Source organism: Colwellia sp. 6_MG-2023 (genome assembly GCF_030547765.1).
In the GTDB taxonomy this organism is placed as follows: Bacteria; Pseudomonadota; Gammaproteobacteria; order Enterobacterales; family Alteromonadaceae; genus Colwellia.
Genome location: NZ_JAUOPP010000015.1, coordinates 76,403 through 89,282, shown reverse-complemented (window position 1 = coordinate 89,282; position 12,880 = coordinate 76,403). Strand labels below are relative to the sequence as shown.

Sequence of the window (12,880 nt, the reverse complement as noted above, 5' to 3'; positions counted from 1 at the left end):
TCTAGTTGCTAGATTATACCAAATATATCTTTAGTTAAACTCTGGCATTTAAAAATGGCAGATCAAGTATGAGCTACTTTGTTTTTTTGACGGATTGCTTGCATTTGTATTGCAGTAGTTGAACATCTTGATTATCAGTTAAAACGCCAGTTGGTTCTGGCGTTCGTCTACTTCTTTTTGATGTGCTTTCTTTAATATGCGGTAAATAGCCGGTACCGTCATATTGAACTCTTTTGATAGTTCTACTTGGTTATGACCATTCCAGCGTTTATATATCTCATGATGCTTTAATATGGCATCAAGCTCTTTTCCTTTAGGGAAATAGATGTGCTCGCCGCCATAATCCTTTCTTAAATTATCAACGGTGCTGTGAGATATTTTTTCAGCCGTATCTTTATCAATGCCACAGCTTTTTAATTCAGTTTCAAGGTGTAAGATTGTAGACATTAGAAAGCCTGCAGAACGTTCAGGTAAACTCATTGTGTTACTTCCTATATTGATCTTGAATTTTTTGGAACATAGCATCGTTAACTTCTTTGCTTTCTTCATAGAAGTTTTTAACAACAGCTTTTGAGTTTTTAACTTTAGTAGCGCTAGCTGTTGGGTGGTTAAACTTCTCTTCCATCGTTTTCAACACCTGGCTTAAATAGCTATGGTTTTTGAATGCTTGAAACATACCGCTTTGGCGCTTTGCTTGGATTGTTAAAACGGTTTGTTCCAGGGCTGCACTTAATGCTTGCTCATTTTTTGATAGCTCAAGTACTTCATTAATCAATTTAACTGCTCGAGCGTTATTAAGGTCTGACTTTTCAGGACGCCAAAGCGCTACATAACCTATAACATTTGTTGCTAATGCTGGCTTTAACTTTGCCACTATTGCCAACAAAGATTTAGCGCTACTGTCTTGAACTAATGTATCTAAATGCAAATGGCCATGGCAGCTTGGGCAACGGGCTAACTTCATGCTTCAATATTCCTTGCTTTACAAAGCTCTCGTTGGTTCCAAGTTTTCAATTGCTCTATTGCTTGGCTAAACATCATTGGTGTAAACCATTCAAGCTTAGCTACAGGCACGCCACCGTTCTTTGTTTTACAATTAGCTGTCGCCCAAGCCTCTAAAGCAGAGTAAGTGCGGTTTTTAATATAGCCAGCGTCAGCCATTTCTTGCCATAGTGAGAACAATTTTGCATGAGGTCCTGTTAATTTTGGCTTATTATTACTAGTTACTTTAAAACCTGATTTTTTCATGTGCTCAAGTACTTTTACCAAATCAGGGATCGTCATGTCAGCACAGCTGCTTTTGCCTGTAAGTTCTTTTAAGTTTGAACGGTATAAATCATCGTCCAACTGTAGTTGATTTTTTGCAATGTGAATTAGCTTGATATACCAAGACTTAGGGCGGTATTGAGCAGCCATTATTTGCCTTCCTCTATCGTAGCGTTATATTCATCAACTGCTATCTCATCATTTTCAAGAGTAAACATACCGAATACTTCAAAAAAGCACTCCTGTTCTTCTTCACTCAAACCTGTTGTTACTAAAGTGCTTTCATCTAAATTATGTAAAAACTTACATGTGGTTTTAACTTGTTCAGTTGTAAATTCTAATGTATGCATAACTTCCTCTGCTTATATATAGGCTTTCGCCATTGTTGTTTTTGCACCCGAAAGCCCCAATTAAGGGGCTTAAGGGGTCCTACTTTGTCACCCTTGGCGTAGTTACCAATTGGAGGTCCTTCACCCGGCTAGACGTTTATTCACTGAGATACGCAACAACATTGCATAATGGGCAATAGCTAATAAGTCAGCATGCCGAACGCCCACGGATTTTAATCATTACAAACTCTTACTAACTAACGGAATTTGAACCCAAGCCCCTTGTATATTGCGTTCTTGAAACGTAATGTAAGTTTTAGAATTACTGGCAATAATGGCTTCATCTAAAGCTTTCATCGCCATTCCCCACTTATCAGACTTATTCGAATCACGATATTTACGAAGAGCTAAAATACGATTCTTGTTGTATTGGCCTTGTCTATCAGCTTCAAAGGCATCACGCATTAATTGGGCTATAAAGCTGCTTGTGTCAGCTAATTCCTCTTCAATAACTTCAGTGATTAACTGCTTAGCAATATCAATTTCAGAGCCAAAAGAGATTTGATCCGCTATACCTACTTGAATACGTTTCTTTTGGTCAAAGCTTGTTAACGAAACATTGCCCTTAGCACCACCAATGCTCACATCATATTCATCAGCCACTAACGCAATTAAATCGTTAACTTCACTAAAAACTTTACGTTTAAAGTCTTCATGCGCCTTGCTTTGCTCTTTAGCCTGTTGGGTTAACTCAACAACCAAGTCGTGTTTTAATAAGTCTTGTGGCTTTATTTCTGCAATAGGTGTTTGAAAACCTCTGCTATTTAATAAGAATTTTGGTTTATCTGTTGCTGTACTCATTCATCTATCCTCAGTAAAAATTAGTTATTTGATCATGCCAATTAATTCGGCAGTAATTTTAGGCTCAAAAGCACTTGCTGCTTCGTTCATGGCCTTAACCAGTAAAGTGTTAACCATTAACGGGTAAGTCATATCTTTGCTGCCGTTACTCTTTGTAATACCGTATTGCACAACACCTTGTAAGCGCGTCTTAATGGCTTCAATTGCATCAGGGGTAATAACGTTTGTGATATCTACATTGCAACGCTTTAGCTTATGAGCAATGTAATCAGTAACCGAAGCACCAAGCGGCTGCATGGTCATAATGTTGCAGCGATAAGAAAACTCACGAATATCAAAATTAGACAAGCTCAGTTTTGCTTCAAGCTCGGGTTGGCCAACTAAAATAACGCTAACCAAGCGGTTAAACCCATCACTTAACTCACAAATACGTTTTAAATGTTTAATCGCTGCGTTGCTTAAGTCGTGCGCTTCCTCAATAACCAAAACATGTTTATTACCTGCTTTAGCGCTTTGCTTTAACGTACGTTCCACCTTACGTGCACGGTTTTCTAAACCATTTGGCATACTGGTTATTTGTAGTTCTTCTGCTAATGCATCAAAAATCATCGCTGCCGTTAAACGTTTTTTATCAATTACCATCGCTTCAATAATTAATAACTCAGGATGATGTTGATTCGCATAATCATAAAAGCTTTTGCGTAACTCAGTTTTACCTGCGCCACATTCTCCAGTTACCGCTAAAATACTGCCATTTAAACTGGCTTGTACCATGCTTTCACGTACTCGACGTTGCGACTGGCTCATAAATAAATCATCAATGCCGTGTACCTCGTTTTCAAATGGGTGACGGGTTAACTTAAAGTGATTCATAGTTTTTTGGTAAAGCATTTCGCGCTCCGGTTGCTCAAAAATTAAAGTGGGTTGTACTGTTTTTATTGTTGTTGGTGCGTTCCCTTTTTTAGTTTTGGTTTCATCCCACATGGTCATTAGTTCATTTGTGCTTACGTGCTCACTCATAAACTTTTCAACAGCAGCCTTAATTAACTCGGCATTAATTGTTATAGGCCACTTGCCATGAAGTAATAATTGACTTATTGCAGAAGGTGAAAGCTTAATGCCTGTCTCTTCCATAGCTCTGCGTAAATCGGCTTGTTTCAATTCATACTTAGCTAATAACGGCAGCACCTGGTAAGCGGCTGTCGAATTAACACCTTTTGGTGCTGCTTTAAGCATTTTTTCTATTTCCTCTTGGTTGTCTTCACCCAATAAACGAGTGAAGGATTCACGAATAGATTCAGGATTTATTCTTTTAGGCCATAGCCCATAGCGAATTAAATCAAGCAATGCAGTTCTTGAAATATGTGAGCCGTGTGCTCTCATATCAGCCACCATATCTAGCTGATTAATGCCGTGCTTTTTAAGTGTTTTTACCATTAAACTTTTATGTGTATGTGCCATGGTGATCTCCTTATTAATTGTTAACTAATTTAAGTGTTGTAGGTTTAGGGTTTAATATTTCAGCCACAATAGAGGAAATATCTTCAACATAAACCTCTTCATACTTAGACATAACATCAATATCTGATTGTTCTAAGTCACGGCCTAACGCATTACTTACAGCTAGTTTTAATGCTAATGGTGAAAGTGGTTTTGCTTGGGTTGGTACAAACTCAGACGGCATATCAAGTGTGCTGCCTTTAGGGGTTATTGCTGCAGGTAAATCAATATTTTTAATATGGCTAAGCGCATCAATTTCGCCATTAAACGGCGTGACTTTTTTCGCTTTGGCTTTATCAATTTCTTCGTCCAATAGACCAGGGAAAGCAATGCGATCTAATACCTTTTGGTTATTATCAATTACGGAATCTTTTTTAGTGTCGAAGCCTTCACCAAATACAGGTGAATCAACTCTAAAGCCCATGTCATTAAACACTACTGGCGCTAGTTCACATTTAATGTCGTCACCTAACGGCTGGGGAATAGTCACTAATACTTTAGCATCGTCGCCCAGTACAATCGGGTTCACTAATATTTTTTGTTTTACGAATACACCTTCAATTTCGGCAACGCTATACGTTAATGACTTTTTAGCGACTGGATGGCGAAAGGTAATTTCTAATTCACCCGACACAGTACGAACCACAGGTTCATGAGTGAATATATAACGGCAATAATCTAGTGCTGGTAATTCACGTAGGTGATGAATAAATTCAGGTTGCATGATCTTAAGCCATGCTTGAGTGCGCGCCATACCATGACGGCCATGCTTAGCGTTATAGTTACGTAGCAAATCGGCGTTGTAGGCGTTTTGCCATTGCACCGCTATTACGTTTAATTCATCAACACTGGTCACCGGCTCAAATAACAAACGGCCTTCAAGTAGTTTTTCAACCAAGTTATTCGCTTGCTCAACTGCGCCTTTTGCACGGGCTAAATGAGTGGTATGAGCAATGTCTTCAACACTTAAACAACTTAAGGCATGTTTAACCGCTTTGCTGGTGTTAGCGCTGCCTTTATCCCAATACATGGTGCGCGGTAAACCATGAAATGGTGAGCCAGATATTTTGCCCCATGCCCAAATTAAAAAATCATATAAAATCTCTTGGCTTTCACCGGCACTTTCATAATATTTAACAGTCACTAAACCACTGAAGTGATCAACCATCACATAACGCCAAACCCTTAAGTGTTTAATCTTTTCTAACGCTTCAGGTTTGTTTTTATATTGCTCTTCAAACGTAGTGAATTTTTGAACGCGCATACCACTTCTACCAGGTGGGTAATAAAGTACACACAATGACGGATCAACCAAATGTACATGGTTTGGGTGTTCTGTTCTAAAGTGACCATGCGTAGTATCTTGCTTGCTTTGTTTGGCGGTAAGGTTACGATCTCTTAATAACTTGTTAACCGTGCTAGAGCTTTTAAAGGTATAGCCGTTTTGGCTCAGTACACTAATGGCGTTAGGGGTTTCCATTAACGTTTTACCGTTAGCTCTGGCACTGGTTTTACTCATAGCAGCAAGCATTAATAACGACTGTTCGTCTTGGCTAGTTTTTCCAGCATCTTTACGTTTTTGCTTGCCACTAGTCCAACCTAGCTTTTTAAGCTCACGATAAAGCGTATGATGACTAGACCAACCAAAATGGCTAAGCGCTTCATTTACAATAACGGACTTTTCACCATGCTTGGCACTTTGTAATTGCTTACCAAACTGTAATAAATCACTTTTTGAATTTTCTGAAATCATAACCAGTTCCCTAACTATTCGCGTTATTCGTTGTTTTCACTAAGCTCAGTTAATACGTCAACTGCATCTAAATCAGCTTTAAAAGTAGTGCTAAGCAATCCCGACACCTCACTGGTAAGGGCATAAACCAAATCGTTAACATTGGTTGCCTCACTGAATATGCTACGTGCACAGTAGTTTGTGGCTTTTTCATCAAGTGGCGAATCAACATCAGTAATTTGTTTGAATATTTCAGTAAGTTGATTAACGCCTTGTTCAATTAATACACGCGCTTCTAGCATGCCTTTTGCTAAATCAAGGGTTTGATGCTTCCAAGGCTCTTGGCTGAAACGACGTTTGGCTTCAATTTCTTTTACTTCATCAAGCTCTTTTTGCTTAGTGGCAGAGTTAGCGCGTACGGCTTCAACCGTTGACTCGGCTTCTTTCACCTTGGCTTCTAATGCAGATATTTCAGTGACTTGTTTGAAGTTTAGGTCTTCAATGAGTTCTTTGACTGCTTCCTTATCGCCTAAATCAACTTCTTCACTGTTAATGACAAGCTGTTGAGATTCTTCGGGTAATTGGCGAAGTTTACGAAGTTCACGAGTACCTAAGCCTATGCGTTGGGCTGATTCAAAGAACTCTTCACCAAAAGCATTTAAATTTATTAATTTTTCATCGATAGCGCTTTTAGATGAACCAAGAAAGTTTTTACAGCACTCTTCCCAAGTGCCGACGGTCGTCAGTTCTCCCTTTTCGTTTTTGTAGGTCAAGCCCTTGTATGCTTTGGATTCTTTTATTTCTGATAGTGACTTTAAACTGCCGACAGTCGTCAGTTTTTGAATGAAATCAAATGCCTGAACTTGTCCAATTGCCATTAATACATCTTGCTTTGAAGCTAGTATATTTTTGGCATCAGATATAACGCTCTCTTGCGCTGATGAAACGTTTGCTAATTCTTGATTGTTATCGTTATTCATAAGTATTCCTATATTGCTAATAAGCCGTAGTTATGGGCTTCTTGCTGTATTTGTTGTTGGTGTTGTCTAAAGTTCATGGCAACGGTGTTGGCCAGTTGCACTAACGGTGGTGCTAAACGAAAACGCGTTTTATCAGCGGGTAATGGCTCAGCAAAACCCGCTTGTTGTAAGTTTGCTAAAATACGGGTGATATTGGCGGCAGATGTTTTAGCAATCTTCGCAATTTCACCAGGGCTAATACCATTTACTTCATTACCAGCCATAATCGTGATTACACGTAAAGTACGTTGTACTTGCTCTGACAAATAACTTTTATTAATTTCACTCATTGGGCTAAAACCTCTACTAAATGGCATGCATAAAAAAACAGAAATAAAACAGCTAGCACCACAATAAATTCAATAATGTTTAAGCGAATACGCTTCCAACGGGGGGAAGTTTTAAAAATCAAATCATCTGATCTTCTTTTTTTATCAATCATTTTGTTAACTCGTTAAATCAAATTGGGTCTGGGGTACCTGAACGGCTGCTACATTTTTTTGCTGATAAGCTAAATCTTGCATAAGTATTTTTATGTGATCTATTGCATCTTGTGCGGTGCAATCGCCTTCGTTCGCTTCAATAATTTTTGCAGCTACTTGCGCCATATATAGTTGCAACTTGTTTAAGTCTTTATGTTCTGCTTTACGCCCCGTTGGTGCTTTAACTAACAAATACCCTTGGCTGTGGGCTAAGTACTCAGTAATAAAGCTAATACCGCACGCTTGCTCGTAAGCAAATACATGGTTAGCAGGTATTCGACCATTACCAAGCCACTTATATAGCGTGTCAGTAGTAATTGCTAAGTGGTCAGCAATACGCGCAACACTCATATTTTTATTATCTAATGCATGTTGTTTACATAGCTGAATTGCATGATTCATATTGTGCGGCACAATGCACTTCCAATTTGTTCTAGCCATTAGAAACACCTCTTTGATCACGTTTCCAAAAATACAGTTCGTTTTGCTCTAGACCTAACGTTAATCGAGGCTCTAAGCTATTAACCATTGATTGAACAAACAGGATACAAGCGTCATGCATCACCAAACGAATACGAGTAATACACGGTGTAACATCAGTAATGTTATTACCAACGAAGAGCTGGGCAGCATCAGAATGTTGTTTGAACTGTTGGCTAAATTGCCCAACCATATTCGCTACGACACAATTGCATGGTCCATTGAGCATAAAGACCCCACTATGATGAAGCTGGTTGACTTGTGCCGTGGTTTTGGTTTGCGTGGTTATGTTCATTATTACTTTTTAACCCCTGAAAAATTTCGTGAATCGTTATTTGCACCCAGTGCAAGAAATTAACTGGCTAAGCGTTGCTTTAGGGCATCAACACGCTCTGCACGGCTGGTAGGGAAGTTTTGAACGTCTTGGTAACTCGTAGGGAAAACATCATTCACGGTTAACTCAAGCGTGGTAGCAACCGCTTTGGCAACGCGATAGCTATTGTTCTTGCCCTGGCAAACTTGGTGAACGTTAACGGGTGTGCAGCCCAATGCGTCTGCAATCATAGACATTGAATAGCCTTTTTTACGTAATTCAGTTTTGATTGTTTCATAATTCATAGTAAACTCACTTTTGTTTGCCTAGTTGTAGCTAGGTTTGATTAATGGTTTTGTTTAAGTAGGGAAAGTATAGTGCTCAAATATGAGCACTGTCAATACTTGTTTTTTATATATGAGCACTTTTTTGCAATCAGAAAGAAAAAGATTGGGTTTATCTGCATCTAAAGTTGTAGAGGAAATTCAATCTAGTCGGGCTTCTTATACCCGTTGGGAGTCTGGCGCACCAATACCTTCAGATAAACTATGTTTACTAGCTGAATTGGGTTTTGATGTGCAATATATAGTGACAGGAGTGCGTTCGGATAATTTAATAGAAATATCAAATCAGCCTAAAACGCCTCATTTTGACTTTGAAGGAAAGCTATCAACGATAGTAAAAACGCTTGAAGAAGTGCTAAGTGAAATGCAATTAAGCCTTAATCCAAAGGCAAAAGGTGAAGTAGTAGAAACATTGCTTATGCAAGCTATGTTAAAGCATGCAATTCCTACCAAAGAAGATATTTATCCCATATTAAAATTAGTTGCCTAGACATAAAAGATAAGGAGTATTTACATGTCAGATGATTTTAAAAAAAAGCTAAAAGAAAGATTAAATAAAGCATTAAAAGAAGTAGAGCCTTCGGCAATCGCTTCAACGGGTTCGCAAAGCATTAAAGGAAATGGCAATACTCAAGTCGGTAATAGCCAAAAGTTAGAACAAAGTATCGAAGGAAATAATAACGTACAAGTGGCTGGTGACGCATAAATGAATAGCCAAGGTATTAGCGGTAGCTCAAATCAGCAAGCAGGTGGTGATATTCATAACCACCATTATATAGCGGGGAGTAACAGTGTTATTTCTAACTCGCAAGCGTTAGAATTAAGGGAGCTAGTGAATAAAATTTGCAGTAACACTTTACTAGTTCATCCCCAAAAAAACCCTGAAGTAATGCTTTGGATTGATTTAAATGATTATTGCAATACGCCAGTACCTCCTCCTAAAGACAAAAGAAGTCGTTACCGCTTTATTCCTCAGCAACAGTTCTATCGTGCCTTATCGTTTTTACAAAAAAAGTTAATTGCTTCAATGGAAGCGGTTATTACTAATACTGAGAAGACAATACAGTCAAATATCACCGGTCCCGTTTCTCAAATAAAGCCTGACGGCGGTAAATCTCTTATATGTGTTGAATCACTTGTCAGCGCAAGTAGCACCTATGCATCAGTTGAAAGTAGTGGTGAATCAAACCCTTCACTAGAAACAATAATAGAAATAGACTTCACATCTGATCCATGTATTAGCATTGATTTATTAGAGAATGATGAAGGTAGTAAAAGAATATTACAGCTTTCAATGTTTGGTAGTATTGAACGTGACAATACTCGTTCAGTATTCCAACAAATAAGCCGAGAGCTAGGTAAAAATACATCAGAATTAGGTGGTAAGTATTATTACAATGATGAAGGCGGTTGGAATTGTGATTTTTGCCCTTCAACAGGTGAAATGACAGATTTAAGTTATAAGAGTTAAAGCTTTTAATTGCTATTGGTTAACTAATTTAAAATAAGGATATACATTATGGAAGATGAAAAATTAGAACGAATTAGAGTTAGAGGAACTAAGTTCTATAAAGACCAACATGGTAAATATTGGATAAGACGAGCTGGTAATTTTAAAGAAACAGACGAAAAGCCCTATATTGAAGACTATTCTTTATCAGCCACAACTAAACCGAATAAAACAAATAAAATAGTTACCTGTAAAAAATGTTTTCAAGTGGTTACGCCTAATATCGCAAAGTGCCCTCATTGTGATGTAAGCAACCCCGCAGATTCAATTAAAGTTCAAATGATTACAGGTGCGATAGCGCTTATTGTTGTGTTACTGGTGCTATTTGGATTTAGGTCTTGTTCTGATAATTTAGCAGAAAAAGCAAAAACTAAAGAACCAACATCTAGCTATGCTTTTGTTTACTGCATGGAGTTTGTTGAAGCTCGATTAAAAGTTCCCTCAAGTGCTGACTTCTCTTCTTTAAGCAATTCTAACGTTACCCAACTTAAGAAAACCCGCCGCGGTGGAAAAGATGAAATTAAATATCTCGTTACCGGCTATGTGGATGCTAAAAATAGCTTTAATGCAAAAATAAGAAACAACTATGCTTGTACGGTTACTGGTAAAACTGGTGGTGAGTGGGTATTAAACGATATTTCGATGCAATAGGAGTAATGCCATCCTTGGCCTCCTTGCTAGATGTATAAAACAACTGTAGACAATAAATTAAGATAAAACAAAAAATAATAAAATAGAGGGAATTAATATGTCGATTAAACATGTAATTATTCATGTGGTTAAACGTGACAAAGATGGTGAAAAATTAGAAAAGCAATTAAGAGATACTGAAAACAGTACCGCAGGCTTAACCGAAAAATTAACCGAGGACCTGATTACATTATTTTCAAGCACCTCATTAAATATTGGAGAGTTTGGTGTCGATGGTGATAATACAGCTATTCCAGTTTTTGAACAGAAACTAGATAAATATTATGATCAAGCATTTACTTGTTCTGACTTTGTTCAAATGACACAAGATTTAACTAATAGGTATGAGACTGTACTTCTTAGTAATAGCTTATCATCAGTAAAAGGTGGCTACCTTGTTTTTTACCATTATGAATATAGAAATGAAGACTGGCTAGCTATTGCAGTATTACAACGTAGCGAAGGTGTTGATATAGACACAGAAAAACTCGATGTCATCAGCACTCAAATTTTAGAATTAGAAAAACTTCATTTAGGTGCATCGGTTAACTTAACCAAATGGAAACAAGGTTTAAGTCATCGCTACATTAAGTTTAAAACAGGCCGTTCTAGTGTTATTAGAGATTATTTTGAAAAATTTATCGGTTGTCAACGAGATAAACTTGCTGCAGTAAAAGAAACAAAAAACCTACGAAAAGCGATTGTTGAATATGCGACTCAGGAGTTAAAATTAACCACGGATCAAGCACAACAAAAAGTTGCCACGGCACTTAGTTTTATCAAAGAGCAAACTAAAGAAAAAAATAATATACTATTAACTGAAATAGCAAAGGCCGTTTTCCCTACTGCTTCAGATGATTTTTTAGCTACAGCACAATTAGAACACGATCTTAGCGAAGAGTTAGCGATAGACCCTACCGAGCTTAGGCATTACGAAAAAATTTCAGGTAAAGGTAACGGTGTGACTATCACATTTGAACGTGACAAGTTAGATAAAACAGTTATTTATAAAGATGGTATACTTTCATTTCATGAAATACCTGATTCACTTAAAGATGAAATTTTGGAAGAATACGAAATAAGAGCTAAAGCGGACACTAAATAATAAAAATGAACCTTATTACTTTAAGTTTATATGCAGACATCATCGAGCAGCTTTCTGAAAAGAGGATTGACCATGCGTCTTCAATGCTTACAGGCTATATTGCTTTAACAAATGAACTTATTGAATCGCTAAAGATTTTACATGAGAATAGCTTATGTTCTGGTTCGATATCTTTTTATGATGATGATAACCTTGTCGATGAAGCCACTTTTGCAGAAATTAAAGTTGAACACTTAGCTTATAAGGCCAAAATTGAATTACCCACAAAAAAAATACATAGTAAATTTTTTATTTGTAGAGATTGGGATACGTTACTGAGTTACGAAGAATATGTAAAAAAACCTATTGAAGCTGTATATCTTATTGATGACTATCAACTAATCACTTCCAGTGATAATAATACTACTTTTAAAAACTATCAAAACGTTGCAAAAGTTTACCAGTTACTAGCATCTGTAGCAGTTGCCAGTTCAGGTACTCCAAACCTTGTAGTATATGAACGAGCGCTACAATTAAGCTACAAATTAAAAAAATCTAATTTGGAACATAGTTTTGATACAGAAGCCTTAGAACGCTTTTTAGATAAAGATTTACACCATGAAGCTAAAGTGTCACTGGTTTGTAAGGCGTTAGTTGCTTTTTTAAGTAGTAGGAGTGAAAGCCTACGATTTGGGTATCTTATAAGTCATTTCAATGCATTTTCAATGGATTTGTCGTTGAGTTATCAAAACTATGTTGATAATTATACTTTTGATAAAGTTAGAAAAGAGTACCAAGAAAAAGCCACATTGTATGTTGAACGGGTAAATGGCGTTTTTGATGGCGCAGTAGCCAAACTATTAACAATGCCAGCGGGTGTTTGGTTTGCAATTACACAAATACAAAGTTATCAAATTGGGGATTTAGCATTTATAAAAAACATTGCTGTATTAATTTCAGTTTTTATATTAGCTACTTTCTTGGTTCTAAACTTAGTGGGGCAATTTGGTGTTTTAGATACTATTTCTAAAGAATATAAAGGCTTATTTAATCGGTTGAACGATGAGTACCCACAAGAAAAGTCAGAAATCATGACTGTTTTAGAAGATATAAATGAAAAAGCTACTTGGGTATATATCAAACTGTATACTTCTTTATTCTCAGCAGTAGTTCTTGTTAGTTTATCTTTCATATTGATGTATAACGCAGCCCTTTGATTTTACTAACTCAGGTTAATATTAGCTAACCACACATGCTGTCATTCTGACAG

The 12,880-nt window shown here is 37.2% G+C and carries 18 protein-coding genes; 6 read left to right on the top strand and 12 right to left on the bottom strand.

Annotated elements, in window-relative coordinates; translation table 11 throughout:
* Positions 1-138: 138 nt before the first annotated feature.
* From Q4503_RS11185 to Q4503_RS11130, 12 genes are all read right to left on the bottom strand, one after another.
* Positions 139-447 carry a Mor transcription activator family protein gene (locus tag Q4503_RS11185; protein ID WP_303602320.1) on the bottom strand — a complete coding sequence of 103 codons (309 nt, stop codon included), beginning with the start codon at positions 445-447 and terminating at the stop codon, positions 139-141.
* A 37-nt stretch (positions 448-484) separates the two neighbouring features.
* Positions 485-964: a hypothetical protein gene (locus tag Q4503_RS11180; protein WP_303602319.1), complete on the bottom strand. Its 480-nt coding sequence runs from the start codon at positions 962-964 to the stop codon at positions 485-487.
* Positions 961-1,416, bottom strand: coding sequence for a gp16 family protein (locus Q4503_RS11175; RefSeq protein ID WP_303602318.1), 456 nt, complete (start codon positions 1,414-1,416; stop codon positions 961-963). The genes Q4503_RS11180 and Q4503_RS11175 overlap by 4 nt, the downstream gene beginning before the upstream one ends.
* The gene (locus tag Q4503_RS11170; protein WP_303602317.1) at positions 1,416-1,616 is read right to left on the bottom strand and encodes a hypothetical protein; all 201 of its coding nucleotides are present in this window, start codon (positions 1,614-1,616) and stop codon (positions 1,416-1,418) included. The genes Q4503_RS11175 and Q4503_RS11170 overlap by 1 nt, the downstream gene beginning before the upstream one ends.
* Positions 1,617-1,835: 219 nt before the next feature.
* Complete coding sequence (locus tag Q4503_RS11165) at positions 1,836-2,456, bottom strand: DUF3164 family protein (protein WP_303602316.1); 621 nt, start codon at positions 2,454-2,456, stop codon at positions 1,836-1,838.
* 24 nt (positions 2,457-2,480) lie between these two features.
* Positions 2,481-3,917, bottom strand: a complete 1,437-nt coding sequence (locus Q4503_RS11160) for an ExeA family protein (protein WP_303602315.1) — start codon at positions 3,915-3,917, stop codon at positions 2,481-2,483.
* A gap of 13 nt (positions 3,918-3,930) precedes the next feature.
* Positions 3,931-5,709: a hypothetical protein gene (locus tag Q4503_RS11155; RefSeq protein WP_303602314.1), complete on the bottom strand. Its 1,779-nt coding sequence runs from the start codon at positions 5,707-5,709 to the stop codon at positions 3,931-3,933.
* Positions 5,710-5,732: 23 nt separating this feature from the next.
* Positions 5,733-6,668 (bottom strand): hypothetical protein, encoded by a 936-nt coding sequence (locus Q4503_RS11150; RefSeq protein WP_303602313.1) that lies wholly within the window; start codon positions 6,666-6,668, stop codon positions 5,733-5,735.
* Positions 6,669-6,676: 8 nt separating this feature from the next.
* Positions 6,677-6,997, bottom strand: coding sequence for a hypothetical protein (locus tag Q4503_RS11145; protein ID WP_303602312.1), 321 nt, complete (start codon positions 6,995-6,997; stop codon positions 6,677-6,679).
* A gap of 156 nt (positions 6,998-7,153) precedes the next feature.
* Positions 7,154-7,630 carry a hypothetical protein gene (locus Q4503_RS11140; RefSeq protein ID WP_303602311.1) on the bottom strand — a complete coding sequence of 159 codons (477 nt, stop codon included), beginning with the start codon at positions 7,628-7,630 and terminating at the stop codon, positions 7,154-7,156.
* A complete protein-coding gene (locus Q4503_RS11135; protein ID WP_303602310.1) occupies positions 7,623-7,964 on the bottom strand; it encodes a PTS transporter subunit EIIB in 342 nt (113 codons plus the stop codon). The genes Q4503_RS11140 and Q4503_RS11135 overlap by 8 nt, the downstream gene beginning before the upstream one ends.
* A 59-nt stretch (positions 7,965-8,023) precedes the next feature.
* The gene (locus Q4503_RS11130; RefSeq protein ID WP_303602309.1) at positions 8,024-8,287 is read right to left on the bottom strand and encodes a helix-turn-helix domain-containing protein; all 264 of its coding nucleotides are present in this window, start codon (positions 8,285-8,287) and stop codon (positions 8,024-8,026) included.
* A gap of 124 nt (positions 8,288-8,411) precedes the next feature.
* Between Q4503_RS11130 and Q4503_RS11125 the strand changes: the two genes are divergently transcribed.
* The 6 genes from Q4503_RS11125 (at position 8,412) to Q4503_RS11100 (ending at position 12,827) form a co-directional block, all read left to right on the top strand.
* Entirely contained in the window at positions 8,412-8,816 is a 405-nt protein-coding gene (locus Q4503_RS11125) for a helix-turn-helix domain-containing protein (RefSeq protein WP_303602308.1), read from the top strand.
* A 24-nt stretch (positions 8,817-8,840) separates the two neighbouring features.
* Positions 8,841-9,032 carry a hypothetical protein gene (locus Q4503_RS11120; protein ID WP_303602307.1) on the top strand — a complete coding sequence of 64 codons (192 nt, stop codon included), beginning with the start codon at positions 8,841-8,843 and terminating at the stop codon, positions 9,030-9,032.
* Positions 9,033-9,797 (top strand): hypothetical protein, encoded by a 765-nt coding sequence (locus Q4503_RS11115; protein ID WP_303602306.1) that lies wholly within the window; start codon positions 9,033-9,035, stop codon positions 9,795-9,797. It abuts the gene before it with no gap.
* Positions 9,798-9,845: 48 nt separating this feature from the next.
* The gene (locus Q4503_RS11110) at positions 9,846-10,487 is read left to right on the top strand and encodes a hypothetical protein (RefSeq protein ID WP_303602305.1); all 642 of its coding nucleotides are present in this window, start codon (positions 9,846-9,848) and stop codon (positions 10,485-10,487) included.
* Positions 10,488-10,584: 97 nt separating this feature from the next.
* A complete protein-coding gene (locus Q4503_RS11105) occupies positions 10,585-11,631 on the top strand; it encodes a nucleoid-associated protein (protein ID WP_303602304.1) in 1,047 nt (348 codons plus the stop codon).
* A gap of 5 nt (positions 11,632-11,636) precedes the next feature.
* Positions 11,637-12,827 (top strand): hypothetical protein, encoded by a 1,191-nt coding sequence (locus tag Q4503_RS11100; RefSeq protein WP_303602303.1) that lies wholly within the window; start codon positions 11,637-11,639, stop codon positions 12,825-12,827.
* Positions 12,828-12,880 lie beyond the last annotated feature (53 nt).